Source organism: Acidovorax carolinensis (assembly GCF_002157145.1).
GTDB classification, from domain to species: domain Bacteria; phylum Pseudomonadota; class Gammaproteobacteria; order Burkholderiales; family Burkholderiaceae_C; genus Acidovorax; species Acidovorax carolinensis.
Window position 1 is genome coordinate 770,660 of record NZ_CP021361.1, and the last position, 12,536, is coordinate 783,195.

12 protein-coding genes are annotated in these 12,536 nt (G+C 62.7%); 9 read left to right on the forward strand and 3 right to left on the reverse strand.

All coding sequences use genetic code 11. The features are described from left to right. Positions 1-130 precede the first annotated feature (130 nt). From dusB to purH, 3 genes are all read left to right on the forward strand, one after another. Positions 131-1,177: a tRNA dihydrouridine synthase DusB gene (gene dusB, locus CBP34_RS03625; protein WP_094097334.1), complete on the forward strand. Its 1,047-nt coding sequence runs from the start codon at positions 131-133 to the stop codon at positions 1,175-1,177. Continuing rightward, positions 1,174-1,407 (forward strand): Fis family transcriptional regulator, encoded by a 234-nt coding sequence (locus tag CBP34_RS03630; protein WP_086911435.1) that lies wholly within the window; start codon positions 1,174-1,176, stop codon positions 1,405-1,407. The genes dusB and CBP34_RS03630 overlap by 4 nt, the downstream gene beginning before the upstream one ends. A 94-nt stretch (positions 1,408-1,501) precedes the next feature. Further along, positions 1,502-3,115 carry a bifunctional phosphoribosylaminoimidazolecarboxamide formyltransferase/IMP cyclohydrolase gene (purH, locus tag CBP34_RS03635; RefSeq protein WP_094097335.1) on the forward strand — a complete coding sequence of 538 codons (1,614 nt, stop codon included), beginning with the start codon at positions 1,502-1,504 and terminating at the stop codon, positions 3,113-3,115. Positions 3,116-3,294: 179 nt separating this feature from the next. On the opposite strand, the gene CBP34_RS03640 is transcribed toward purH, so the two are convergent. Further along, positions 3,295-5,040 (reverse strand): alkaline phosphatase D family protein, encoded by a 1,746-nt coding sequence (locus CBP34_RS03640; RefSeq protein WP_236748501.1) that lies wholly within the window; start codon positions 5,038-5,040, stop codon positions 3,295-3,297. Positions 5,041-5,236: 196 nt separating this feature from the next. Between CBP34_RS03640 and CBP34_RS03645 the strand changes: the two genes are divergently transcribed. Next, positions 5,237-6,265 (forward strand): IS30 family transposase, encoded by a 1,029-nt coding sequence (locus CBP34_RS03645; RefSeq protein ID WP_094097336.1) that lies wholly within the window; start codon positions 5,237-5,239, stop codon positions 6,263-6,265. A 58-nt stretch (positions 6,266-6,323) separates the two neighbouring features. Here the strand turns inward: CBP34_RS03645 and hemL are convergent, their stop codons facing one another. Further along, positions 6,324-7,634: a glutamate-1-semialdehyde 2,1-aminomutase gene (gene hemL / locus CBP34_RS03650; protein WP_094097337.1), complete on the reverse strand. Its 1,311-nt coding sequence runs from the start codon at positions 7,632-7,634 to the stop codon at positions 6,324-6,326. Further along, the gene (gene thiD / locus CBP34_RS03655; RefSeq protein ID WP_086926666.1) at positions 7,618-8,568 is read right to left on the reverse strand and encodes a bifunctional hydroxymethylpyrimidine kinase/phosphomethylpyrimidine kinase; all 951 of its coding nucleotides are present in this window, start codon (positions 8,566-8,568) and stop codon (positions 7,618-7,620) included. Before thiD ends, hemL begins: the two co-directional genes overlap by 17 nt. Before the next feature lie 94 nt (positions 8,569-8,662). On the opposite strand from thiD, the gene CBP34_RS03660 reads away from it, so the two are divergent. The 5 genes from CBP34_RS03660 to CBP34_RS03680 are packed head-to-tail and all read left to right on the forward strand — an operon-like array spanning position 8,663 to position 12,512. Beyond that, on the forward strand, positions 8,663-8,836 hold the full coding sequence (locus CBP34_RS03660) for a rubredoxin (protein ID WP_086911439.1): 174 nt from the start codon (positions 8,663-8,665) through the stop codon (positions 8,834-8,836). 59 nt (positions 8,837-8,895) lie between these two features. Further along, the gene (locus tag CBP34_RS03665) at positions 8,896-9,294 is read left to right on the forward strand and encodes a response regulator (RefSeq protein ID WP_086911440.1); all 399 of its coding nucleotides are present in this window, start codon (positions 8,896-8,898) and stop codon (positions 9,292-9,294) included. Further along, positions 9,294-9,659: a response regulator gene (locus tag CBP34_RS03670; protein ID WP_086911441.1), complete on the forward strand. Its 366-nt coding sequence runs from the start codon at positions 9,294-9,296 to the stop codon at positions 9,657-9,659. Before CBP34_RS03665 ends, CBP34_RS03670 begins: the two co-directional genes overlap by 1 nt. A 15-nt stretch (positions 9,660-9,674) precedes the next feature. Next, entirely contained in the window at positions 9,675-10,202 is a 528-nt protein-coding gene (locus CBP34_RS03675) for a chemotaxis protein CheW (protein WP_086911442.1), read from the forward strand. A 21-nt stretch (positions 10,203-10,223) separates the two neighbouring features. Next, positions 10,224-12,512, forward strand: coding sequence for a methyl-accepting chemotaxis protein (locus CBP34_RS03680; RefSeq protein ID WP_086911443.1), 2,289 nt, complete (start codon positions 10,224-10,226; stop codon positions 12,510-12,512). The last annotated feature ends 24 nt before the right edge of the window (positions 12,513-12,536 follow it).

Genomic DNA, 12,536 nt, shown 5'->3' on the forward strand with positions numbered 1-12,536 from the left:
GGATGGAGGGCTATCCAGGCATTGATTTCCGCTATCTGGCGTGACCGTGCATTCCATTTGCTGAAAAATTAAGCAGTTACAATGCTGCCTCCTTTTTCAGCATTCGCTGCACGCCCATTCCTTTCCCCCCATGCAGATCGGCCACATCCCTTTGGCGAACCGCCTGTTCGTCGCCCCCATGGCGGGCGTCACGGACCGGCCGTTTCGCCAGCTGTGCAAGGCGCTGGGCGCGGGCTATGCGGTGAGCGAGATGGTCACCTCGCGCAAGGACCTGTGGAACAGTCTCAAGACCTCGCGCCGCGCCAACCACGAGGGCGAGCCCGGGCCGATTGCCGTGCAGATTGCCGGCACCGAAGCGCAGATGATGGCCGAAGCAGCGCTCTACAACGTGGACCGGGGCGCGCAGATCATCGACATCAACATGGGCTGCCCGGCCAAGAAGGTGTGCAACAAATGGGCGGGTTCGGCGCTGATGCAGGACGAGGCGCTGGCCGTGGAGATTGCCGCCGCCGTGGTGCAGGCCTGCGCGCCGCGCAACGTGCCCGTCACGCTCAAGATGCGCACCGGCTGGTGCCAGCAGCACAAGAACGCCGTCGCGTTGGCGCGGCAGTTTGAAAATGTGGGCATCCAGATGCTCACGGTGCACGGCCGCACGCGCGAGCAGGGCTACAAGGGCCAGGCCGAATACGACACCATCGCCGCCGTGAAGGCCGCGGTGAATGTGCCCGTGGTGGCCAATGGCGACATCACCTCGCCCGAGAAGGCGCGCGACGTGCTGGCCGCCACCGGGGCCGACGCCATCATGATTGGCCGCGCCGCCCAGGGCCGGCCCTGGATCTTTCGCGAGATTGACCACTTTCTGGCCACGGGCGAACACCTGGCGCCGCCGCTGGTGGCCGAGCTGCGGCGCTTGCTGCTGGATCACCTGCACGACCACTACAGCCTGTACGGCGAACTGACCGGGGTGCGCAGCGCGCGCAAGCACATTGCCTGGTACCTGCGGGCCTTGCCGGGGGGCGAGGCCTTGCGGCAACACATCAATACGATAGAAGACTGCACCACGCAATGGCAGGCGGTGGCCGATTATCTGGATGCCTTGGCGCAACAGATGGACCGGCTGCCCGCCCGCAGTGACGTGGATGCGGAACCAGAAGAACAAGAGGGAATGGCAGCATGAGCAAGAAAAACATCGAAGAATCCGTGCGCGAGAGCCTGCAAGGCTACTTTCGCGACCTGGGCGGCGAAACGCCCGACAGCATGTACAGCATGGTGGTCCGCCTGGTCGAAAAGCCGCTGCTGGAAGTGGTGATGCAGCAAGCCGACAACAACCAGTCGCGCGCCGCCGAATGGCTGGGCCTGAACCGCAACACGCTGCGCAAGAAGCTGGTCGAGCACAAGCTGCTCTGACCCGACTGTGTCATTTGCTATTTTATTTGTAGCTTTCTGCGCTTGATGGATAAGCGCTAGAGCCTGTTTTTATTCAAACTCTCCTACCCACGCCATGAACGCACTCCTCTCCGTCTCCGACAAGACCGGCATCGTCGAATTTGCCCAGGCCCTGCACGCGCTGGGCATCAAGCTGCTGTCCACCGGCGGCACCGCCAAGCTGCTGGCCGACAAGGGCTTGCCCGTGACCGAAGTGGCCGAAGTCACCCAGTTCCCCGAGATGCTCGACGGCCGCGTCAAGACTTTGCACCCCAAGGTGCACGGCGGCCTGCTGGCCCGCCGCGAGTTGCCCGAGCACATGGCGGCTTTGAAGGAACACGGCATCGACACCATCGACCTGCTGGTGGTCAACCTCTACCCGTTTGAAGCCACCGTGGCCAAGGCGGGCTGCACGCTGGCCGATGCCATCGAGAACATCGACATCGGCGGCCCCGCCATGGTGCGCAGCGCCGCCAAGAACTGGAAGGACGTTGGCGTGATTACCTCGGCCGACCAGTACGACGCCGTGCTGGCCGAGTTGAAGGCGGGCGGAAAGCTCAGCGACAAGCTGCGTTTTGCCCTGTCGGTGGCGGCGTTCAACCGCATCGCCCAGTACGACGGTGCCATCAGCGACTATCTGTCGTCCGTCACGTTTGAAGAAGAAAAACTGTCTGAAACGTACGTGCCCACCCGCACCCAGTTCCCCGGCCAGAGCAACGGCATCTTCACCAAGGTGCAGGACTTGCGCTACGGCGAAAACAGCCACCAGCAGGCCGCGCTGTACCGCGACCTGCACCCCGCGCCCGGCTCGCTGGTCACCGGCGTGCAACTGCAGGGCAAGGAGCTCAGCTACAACAACATTGCCGACGCGGATGCGGCGTGGGAATGCGTCAAAAGCTTCGAGGCCGCTGCCTGCGTGATCGTCAAGCACGCCAACCCCTGCGGCGTGGCCGTGGGCCTGGACGCCCTGAGCGCCTACAGCAAGGCCTTCCAGACCGACCCGACCAGCGCCTTCGGCGGCATCATCGCGTTCAACCGCGTGGTCGATGGTGCGGCGGCCGCCCAGGTCAGCAAGCAGTTTGTGGAAGTGCTGATGGCGCCGGACTTCACGGCCGAGGCGCTGGAGATCTTCAAGGCCAAGGCCAATGTGCGCCTGATGAAAATCGCCCTACCCGCCACGTCTGCAGCCCATGGCGGCCAAACCGACTGGGAACGCGGCCGCAACGCCATGGACGCCAAGCGCATCGGCTCGGGCCTGCTGCTGCAGACGGCCGACAACCACGAGCTGGCGCTGACCGACCTGAAGGTGGTCACCGCCAAGCAGCCCTCGCTGGAAGAAATGCAGGACCTGCTGTTTGCGTGGAAGGTGGCCAAGTACGTCAAGAGCAACGCCATCGTCTTTTGCAAGGGCGGCATGACCATGGGTGTGGGCGCCGGCCAGATGAGCCGCCTCGATTCGGCGCGCATCGCCAGCATCAAGGCGCAACACGCCGGCCTGACCCTGCAGGGCACGGCTGTGGCGAGCGATGCGTTCTTCCCCTTCCGCGACGGCCTCGATGTGGTGGTGGATGCAGGTGCGACCTGCGTGATCCAGCCCGGTGGTTCCATGCGCGACCAGGAAGTGATTGACGCGGCCAACGAGCGCGGCGTGGCCATGGTGTTCAGCGGCGTGCGCCATTTCAGGCACTAAGTAGCCCCCCTGAGTCGCTTCGCGCCATCCCCCTGAGGGGGACGCACCCAGCGCGGCGGGGCGGCCCTTGCGCGGGTGCGCTGGCATGAGCCTCGCCTGTGCCAACGGCTTGGGCAGTTCTACCAGTCATTGAAATGCAAAAGGCGGCTTGGGCCGCCTTTTTCTTTGCGTGCTGCCGATCAGGCCGCCACAATGCGCCCGCGCCCGCTGGCGCCTGCCAGCACCTTGAGTGACTTGTCGGTGCTGGCGGTGTAGTTGCGGCTGGTGATGGTGCTGACATACACCCAGTCGGCGCGGCATTCGGTGGCGGTGGCGGTGACCACCATGTAGCCACGGCGCGAGGTGTCGCAGTATTTGAGCGGGGTGATCAGCTGCTGGAGCGCGCCCGCCAGCTGCGCCGGGTTTTCCTTGGGCAGGTATTCCTCGAAGCCCGGCGACGACACCGATGAGGTGGCGAACTCCACGCCCACCGCATTGCCGTTCATGTCCGCCAGCTCATTGGCCCAGGCGTTGTGCGTGTCGCCGGACAGCACCACCAGGTTCTTGCCCAGGCTGCGGGCCGTGCCCAGCACGGTTTCGCGGGCGGCCTGGTAGCCGTCCCAGGCGTCGAGGTTGTAGGGAATCGACGGCTGGGCCAGGATGGCTTTCTCAGCTGCGGTCAGCGTGGCGGGGGCCGTTTGGGCTTTGGCCGCGATGGCGGCGTATTGCGACACCGTCACGCCAGCGCCCGGCTGGATGGTCTCGATCAGGATGGGCGCCGGAATATTCATGCGCCCCATCAGCACCTGCTGGCCCAGCACCTGCCAGGTGGCGGTGGATGCGGCCATCTGTTGCTGCAGCCACTGGGTCTGCGTGCTGCCCAGGATCTGGCGAGTGGGGGCGCCCACGGCGGCGGTGAATCCGGTGGCGTCAAAACCGCTGGGGGTGAAGAAACGTGTGTAGTCGGCCTGCTCGTCGCGCCCGATCACGCGGGTGTCCAGCATGTGCAACGCCACCAGGTTGCCGAAGTTGAAGCTGCGGTAGATCAGCTCGGGCTGTGCGTTGCGCGTGGGCATCCACTCGTGGTAGGCCTGCATGGCTGCCGCCTTGCGTGCGGCAAAGCTGCCTTCGGTGGCGGCCTGGTGGTTTTCGGCGCCGTTGGCCCAGGTGTCGTTGGTGATTTCGTGGTCGTCCCACACGGCGATCATGGGGGCGGCGGCGTGCAGGGCCTGCAGGTCGGGGTCGGTCTTGTACTGGGCGTGGCGTGCGCGGTAGTCGGCCAGCGTGAGGATTTCGGTGGCGGGCTGCGACAGCCGGCCCAACTGCTCGGCATTGGCCGAGGCATAGCCGCCGCGGCCATATTCATACAGGTAGTCGCCCAGGTGCACGGTGGCGTCGAGGTCGTTGCGGCGCGCGGCTTCGGCGTACACGTTGAAGTAGCCCGCCGGGTAGTTGGCGCACGAGAACACGGCCAGCTTGACCTGTGCCACGCTGCCCGTGGCCAGCGTGCGGGTGCGCGCCGCGGCAGACCGGGCGGCATAGGCGGTAAAGCGGTAGTGGTAGGCCGTGGCGGGCTTGAGGCCGGTGGCATCCACCTTGACGGTGAAGTCCTTGGCGGCCGTGGCGGTGGTCTGGCCTTTGGCGACCACGGTGGTGAATGCCGCGTCGCTCGCCAGCTCCCACTGCACCGGAATGTCGGCGGTGTGGCCCGCAGGCGGCGTGACGCGGGTCCAGAGCATCACGCGGTCGGCGAGCGGGTCGCCGCTGGCCACGCCGTGGGCAAAGCGCACCTCGGGGACGTCGTCGCTGCCGCCGCAGGCGGCCAGCGGCAAGGTGCCGAGCGCGGTAGCGCCCAGGGCCAGCTGGCGTACGAAGACGCGGCGGCCTTCATCGGCAGGGGCTGCGTCGCGGATGGGGTGGGGGGTGTGGCGGACGGGAGTTTTCATGGTTGTGGCGTTCCGTACAAAACCGCCAAGACTGACAGGCGGTTATGACGGGCGCGTGAACGCATGCACAACGCAAAAACCCCGTGGCAACGGTGTGCGTTGCCACGGGGTTGATAGACAGAAAGTTAGAGTGTTTTTGAATTGCAGCGCTTGGCGGCCTCAATTCCGAAGTGCAACACCGAGAATTGAGGTCAAGATGACAAAGAAGAATTACCAGCAGTTGAGCGAGAGCGAACGCCATGCGATCGCCTTGGGGCTGCAGCAAAAGCAAAGCCTCAGTGCCATAGCGCGGGCCTTGGGGCGCTGCAAGAGCACCATCAGCCGGGAATGCCAACGCAATGCGGGCGCCAAGGCCTACACCTCCAAGTTCGCCCAGCAACGCAGCGACAGGCGCAGATGCTTTGCCCGTCCCCAGCCCAAACTGCACCGCGATGGACCTTTGTTCAAGATCGTTCGCGACTATCTGCTCCGGCACTGGTCTCCCCAGCAAATCGCTGGGCAGTTGAAGAAACTGCACCCTGACAACAAGCGCAAACAAGTGTCCCACGAGAGCATCTACACCTGCATCTACGCCCAGCCCCGCGGAGAGCTCAAGAAGGAGCTGGTGGCCTGCTTGCGCATGGCCCGCGCCAAGCGCTGGCCGCGCTCCAAAGGCGAGGATCGGCGTGGGCAAATCACCGACCTGCTGAGCATCCATGTGCGCCCACCCGAGATTGAGGATCGTCAGTTGCCCGGGCACTGGGAGGGCGACCTCATCAAGGGCAAAGGCAATGCCAGTGCCATTGGCACGCTGCTCGAGCGCACGACCCGCCTGGTGGTGCTGGTCAAGCTGCCGCACCCCAACCCGGCGACAGCGGCACATGTACTGCAGGCCTTCAGCGACAAGCTCAATGGCATTGCCAGCCCGATGCGCCAGAGCCTGACCTATGACCGTGGCAGTGAGATGGCAGAGCATGCCAAGCTCACCGAGAACACGGGCATGAAGGTGTACTTCTGTGACCCCTACAGCCCCTGGCAGCGGGGCTCCAACGAAAACACCAATGGATTGCTGCGGCAGTACTTCCCCAAGGGGACTGATCTGAGCGGCTATAGCCAGCAGTATCTGGATGCCGTAGCCGATGAGCTCAATGGGCGCCCCAGGATGACTCTGGGGTGGAGCAAGCCCATTGAGGTTTATGCCGAACATTTGGCCCGGCTGACCCTACAGCCTGATTCAGTGCATTAATGAATATTTGTTGCACTTGGACTTGAATCCGCCCTTATTCGATAAGCGCAAGCAGCTCTCAATTTGTGAGCGTTTTGAACACGTCGCGCGCAATGGCCACGGTGTCGGCAATGTCCTGCTCCGTGTGGGCGGCACTCACAAAGCCAGCTTCGTAGAGTGCGGGCGCGATGTACACGCCCCGGTCCAGCAGGCCGTGGAACAGCTGGTTGAAGCGCGCGCTGTCGGTCTTGAGGACCTGCGCGTAGTTCTGCGGCAGCTGGGGCAGCAGGAAAAAGCCGAACATGCCGCCCTCGCAGTCGGCACTGAAGGGCAGGCCTTCGGCGGCTGCGGCTGCCGCCAGGCCATCGACCAGCGAACGGGTGCGGGCAGACAGGGCATCAAAAAAGCCGGGCTTCCTGATTTCGCGCAGCGTGGCCAGACCGCAGGCCGTGGCCACCGGGTTGCCCGACAGCGTGCCCGCCTGGTACACGGCGCCAATCGGCGCGAGGTTTTCCATGATGGCGCGCGAAGCACCAAAGGCCGCCAGCGGCATGCCGCCGCCAATCACCTTGCCCAGCACCGTGATGTCGGGCTTGAAGCCCGGGATGCTTTTCGCGTAGACGTTTTGCGCGCTGCCCAGGGCCACGCGAAAGCCGGTCATCACTTCGTCCAGCACCAGCAGCGCACCATATTCGGTGCACAGCTCGCGGCAGCGGCGCATGAATGGCACGCTGGCGCGCACGAAGTTCATGTTGCCGGCGATGGGCTCGATCATCAGGCAGGCGAGTTCCTTGCCATGCAGCGCGAAGGCTTCTTCGAGCTGGGGGATGTTGTTGTATTCGAGCACGATGGTGTGCTGCACCACTTCGGGCGGCACGCCGGCGCTGGTGGCGTTGCCAAAGGTGGCCAGGCCCGAGCCGGCCTTGACCAGCAGTGCATCGGCGTGGCCGTGGTAGCAGCCCTCGAACTTGATGAGCTTGCTGCGGCCCGTGGCGCCACGGGCCAGACGGATTGCGCTCATGCCGGCTTCGGTGCCCGAGCTGACCAGCCGGATCATCTCCATGGAGGGCACCAGGCCCAGGATTTCTTCGGCCAGCTCGATCTCACGCTCGGTGGGGGCGCCAAAGCTGAAGCCCTCCAGGGCGGCCTTTTGCACGGCGTCGAGCACGGCCGGGTGACCGTGGCCCAGGATCATCGGGCCCCAGGAGCCGATGTAGTCAATGAAGCGCTGGTCGTTGGCGTCCCAGAAATACGCACCCTGGGCGCGTTTCACGAAGCGCGGCGTGCCGCCGACGGCCTTGAAGGCCCGCACGGGCGAGTTCACGCCGCCGGGGATGAGCGCCTTGGCGCGTTCGAACAGGGGGATGTTGAGGTCAGTGCTTGGTGTCATGGGGGGGCATCACAAAGCCTTCGATGGCCTGTGTCTCGTCAAGGGGTTCGTCGTCTTCATCGCCATCGTCTTCATCGGGCTGGGCCCAGAACATGCGATCAGGAATGATGTGGCCCATCCCGGGGCGAAACCCGGCGTCCAGGCAGCGGTCCAGGTAGCTCAGCGCCTCGCTGGTGGCTTCGCCCAGGTCGTTGCCGCTGGCCACCAGGGCCGTGAGGGCGGCCGAAAGGGTGTCGCCCGCGCCGGAAAACGTGGCGTCGAACAGTTCGAACTTGCCACTGCCCAGCACGGTCTGGGGTGAGGCCAGCACGTTCTCGACAAACTGTTCCGGCAAGGGAATGCCCGTGACCAGGGTGTAAGGCACGCCCATTTCTGCGGCGGCCCGGGCGATGTCGCGGGCGGTGGGGCTGCGGTCGCTGCGCCACTCGGGTAGCAGCCAGCGCCACAGCGTACTGTGGTTTCCAACCAACACCGAGGTTTGCGGCAACAGCAGCTCTCGGAATGCATCCAGATACTGGTCAATCAGGTCATCCTGCCACCATGAGAGGTTGGGCATGTAGGCGATAACGGGCACTTCGTCGTAATCGGTGGTGATCTCGGCAATGGCGCTGATGTTTTCGGGGCTGCCTACAAATCCCACCTTGATGGCTTGCACGGGCAGGTCTTCCAATATGGTGCGCGCCTGCTCGGTGACGGCCTCGTCATCAAAGCTGAAGTGATCGAAAATCTCGGCCGTGTCGCGGGCGTAAGCGCCGGTAACAACGGCAATCGGGTGCCCGCCGACCGACGCGATGGTGCTGATGTCGGCAGTGAGGCCGCCCGCGCCACTCGGATCGCTGGCGTTGAACACCAGCACACAGGCAGGACTGGCTTCGTCCGCTGCCTCATCGGCAAGGTCCGCTATATCAGAGGATGGGGGGATTTGTGTTGTCATGGGCCGGACTCGGCGGTAAGGGTGGCACGAAAGCTGCAGCCCGGTGTGATGACTAGATACAATCGTTGCATTCTATGTGAAGGCCAATTAAGCTGTGAGCGACTCTAAAACTTGGATGTGTCTGATTTGCGGTTGGATATATGACGAGGCGCAAGGTTCGCCCGAGCATGGCATTCCACCCAATACTCCATGGGACCAGGTTCCCATGAACTGGACTTGCCCTGAATGTGGGGCACGCAAAGAAGATTTCGAGTTGGTTCAGATTTGAGACGCTTCAGCGCCATGTGCTGCTGCGTTGTTTGTTTTCTCCATCGGGAGCAGTGACAATTGACTACAACAGGCGCAACTTTCAAAGTGCTCGTGGTGGATGACAGCAATACCATTCGCCGAAGCGCCGAGATTTTTCTCAAGCAGGGAGGGCACGAGGTCCTGCTGGCAGATGATGGTTTTGATGCCTTGGCCAAGGTGAATGACTACCAACCGCAACTTATTTTCTGCGACATCCTGATGCCCAAGCTTGACGGGTATCAAACCTGCGCCATCATCAAGCGCAATGCCCGTTTTGCCGATACTCCGGTGGTGATGCTGTCATCCAAGGATGGCGTGTTTGACAAAGCGCGCGGCCGCATGGTCGGCTGTCAGGAATATCTCACCAAACCTTTTACCAAAGACCAGTTGTTGCAGGCGGTGCAGCAATTTGGCAATTCCCAACAAGGAGCCATGTAATGCCTATACAGAAAGTGCTGGTCGTTGACGACTCGAAGACCGAGTTGATGTTTCTGACCGACTTGCTGCAGAAAAAGGGCATGCAAGTGCGTACCGCTGAAAATGCCGAAGAAGCTTTTCGGCGGCTGGCCGAAGAGAAGCCTGATCTGATATTGATGGATGTGGTAATGCCGGGGCAAAACGGATTCCAGTTGACCCGCGCCATTACGCGCGATCCCCTGTATGCCGATGTGCCCATCATCATGTGCACCAGCAAGAACCAGGAAACAGACCGTGTCTGGGGAATGCGTCAAGGCGCACGCGGCTACATCACCAAACCGGTGGATCCGGCCGAGTTGCAGGCCAAGATTGACGCGCTGAGCTAAGGCGGTTGCGCGCACATGGCCAATCGCGAAGCACTGCGAGAGCTCCAGACCCGTCTTGCCAGCCGTCTTCAGGCTGCAAAGGGCGAGGGCGTGTCTGTTTCCTCCTGGCTGGCGGTCGAAGCTGCCGGGAAGGCTTATCTGTTGCCGCTGGGCCAATCGGGTGAAATTTTTCCCTGGGTGGCGGTTCAGCGGGTTCCTTACACCCAGAAATGGTTTCTTGGCGTAGCCAATCTGCGTGGCGGCCTTGTGGGGGTGGTGGATCTGGCGGGTCTGCTGGGATCGACCGCCACGCGCAACGAGCAATCCCTGGCCGATGCCAGTCTGCTTGCTTTCAATGCAGCGCTGGAAGTCAATGCCGCCCTGTTGGTGGATCGGCTGGCGGGGTTGCGGGGCACCGATGCCTTCGTCTCGTCGGAGCCTCCGGCCGACGATGCGCCTGCCTTCTTTGGCACTACCTATGTGGATTCGAGTGGGGCTCGCTGGCAAGAGATCAATCTCCAGATCCTGTCCCAAAATCATGCTTTCCTGAGCATCAGTGCTTGAGTATTTCTGTAAGGCTGCACCATGTCCGTTGTGAATCAATTTGGAAAACTGTTCAATCGCAAGCCCGAGGAGCCGGGCACGGGGCTGGGTGCCGACGTTGTCGACAATAGTCAGAATGTCCTGGCGACGGGGGGTATCGAGGCCGTCGCACTGCGCGAGTCTTATCAGACCGATGTCATGAACAGTGTTCAGGGCGATCCGGGTGGCGAATCGTCCGATACTTCGTCGGCGGACGCTGGTCAGGATCTCATTTATTTGCCTTTGCTGGGCAGCAACACGGCGGCCGGGCACCAGCGGACTTTGCTCGCATTGCTGGCCCTTGGTGTGGTGGTGCTGGCACTGATCGCTGGCTGGGTGCTCCAGCAGGCGGATCGCTCCGCACAACAACTGGCCGCTACCGGTCAGTCGCTGATGCAGTCGCAGCGGCTTGCCAAGTCTGTTTCGCAGGCGCTGGTGGGCAGTCCGCAGGCCTTCCCCGACGTGGTGGAAAGCTCCGGGGTGCTGGCCCGCAATGTGCGCGCGCTTAACACGGGTGATAGCGAGCTGGGCGTGCAGGGCCTTGGCGAACAGTTCCAGTCCGACCTGCAAGGTGTGACCCCTCTGATGGAGCGCGCGGAGCGCAACGCCGGCATGGTGATGGGGCAGCAGAAAATCCTGCTGCAGGTGGGTGATGCGCTGCGCACCATCAACCGCCAGTCGTCGGACCTGCTGGAAATCGCAGAAACCGTGTCTTCCCTCAAGCTGCAGCAAAACGCGCCAGCGGCAGAGATTTCGGCTGCAGGTCAACTGGTGATGTTGACCCAGCGTATCGGCAAATCAGCCAACGAATTTCAGACCATGGAAGGCGTGAGTCCCGAAGCTGTGTTCCTGCTGGGCAAGGACTTGAATTCTTTCAAGGAAATTGCCCAAGGGCTGCTGGACGGCAGCCCCGAGCTGCGGCTGGCCGCAACCAAGGATGCGCAGACGCGTGAACAGCTCGAAGCACTGATCAAGCTCTACGAACAGACACGCACACAGGCCAGCGCCATTCTGGGCAACTTGCAGGGCCTGGTTTCCGCCCGTGAAGCCCAGTCCGCGATCATTGCCGACAGCGAGCCGCTGCGTCGCCAGCTCGAAGGCTTGCAGGACAAGCTCTCTTCGCAGACGGGCCTGGGTGCGGGGCAGTTTGCTGCCCTGGCGTTGGCTGGCTTGTTCGTGCTGCTCTGCGGTATCGGCATTTCTCGTGTGCAACTGCTGGACAGCCGGGGTCGTCAGGCGGCTGCTGAAGGGCAACAAAAGGACGCCAAACGCCAAGAGCAGGAGGCCAAGCGCGTGAACGACGCCAACCAGGCTGCCATTTTGCGTTTGATGAACGAACTGCAATCGGTCGCTGAGGGTGACCTGACGCAGGAAGCCACGGTGACGGAAGACATTACCGGCGCCATTGCCGACTCGGTGAACTATACGGTGGAAGAGTTGCGCCAACTGGTGGGTAGCGTTCAGAACACTGCAACCCGGGTGGCGCAGACGACCGCCCAGGTGGACAGCACATCCACCGAACTGCTGGCGGCATCCACCGAACAGTTGCGCGAAATTCGTGAAACCGGCCGGTCCGTTCTGGACATGGCAACCCGAATCAACGAAGTGTCCACGCAGGCGCAGGAGTCTGCCACGGTGGCCCGCCAGTCACTGCAGGCGGCCGACTCGGGCTTGCAGGCCGTGCAGAACGCCATCGGTGGTATGAACTCGATTCGTGACCAGATCCAGGACACGTCCAAGCGGATCAAGCGTCTTGGCGAATCGTCGCAGGAGATCGGTGAAATTACCGAGCTGATTTCTGACATCACGGAACAGACGAACGTGCTGGCCCTGAACGCAGCCATTCAGGCTGCCTCTGCGGGTGATGCGGGCCGAGGGTTCTCGGTCGTGGCCGAAGAAGTGCAGCGGCTGGCTGAGCGCTCAGCTGATGCAACGCGGCAGATCTCGGCCCTTGTGAAAGCGATTCAGACCGACACCCAGGATGCCGTGGCTGCTATGGAGCGTTCCACGCAGGGTGTGGTGGAAGGGGCGCGTCTGTCGGACAGCGCTGGTACCGCGCTGACCGAAATTGACCGTGTGTCACGCCGCTTGGCTGAGCTGATTGAGCAAATTTCGTCGTCGACGTCCCGCGAAGCTGTGCTTGCCAATGAAGTGGCCGACAACATCCAGCACATTTTTGCGGTGACCGAGCAGACAGGTGAAGGCACGCGCACAACGGCGCAACAGGTGCGCGAACTTTCGCACATGGCTGAAGAACTGCGCCAATCGGTAGCACGTTTCAAGATCGCCTGACGCCGCCCGCAAGCAGTCATCAAC

Coding starts and splice junctions, on each gene's coding strand:
- dusB (WP_094097334.1), top strand. CDS start 131: ATGCAGATCGGCCACATCCCTTTGGCGAACCGCCTGTTCGTCGCCCCC.
- CBP34_RS03630 (WP_086911435.1), top strand. CDS start 1,174: ATGAGCAAGAAAAACATCGAAGAATCCGTGCGCGAGAGCCTGCAAGGC.
- purH (WP_094097335.1), top strand. CDS start 1,502: ATGAACGCACTCCTCTCCGTCTCCGACAAGACCGGCATCGTCGAATTT.
- CBP34_RS03640 (WP_236748501.1), bottom strand. CDS start 5,040: ATGAAAACTCCCGTCCGCCACACCCCCCACCCCATCCGCGACGCAGCC.
- CBP34_RS03645 (WP_094097336.1), top strand. CDS start 5,237: ATGACAAAGAAGAATTACCAGCAGTTGAGCGAGAGCGAACGCCATGCG.
- hemL (WP_094097337.1), bottom strand. CDS start 7,634: ATGACACCAAGCACTGACCTCAACATCCCCCTGTTCGAACGCGCCAAG.
- thiD (WP_086926666.1), bottom strand. CDS start 8,568: ATGACAACACAAATCCCCCCATCCTCTGATATAGCGGACCTTGCCGAT.
- CBP34_RS03670 (WP_086911441.1), top strand. CDS start 9,294: ATGCCTATACAGAAAGTGCTGGTCGTTGACGACTCGAAGACCGAGTTG.
- CBP34_RS03675 (WP_086911442.1), top strand. CDS start 9,675: ATGGCCAATCGCGAAGCACTGCGAGAGCTCCAGACCCGTCTTGCCAGC.
- CBP34_RS03680 (WP_086911443.1), top strand. CDS start 10,224: ATGTCCGTTGTGAATCAATTTGGAAAACTGTTCAATCGCAAGCCCGAG.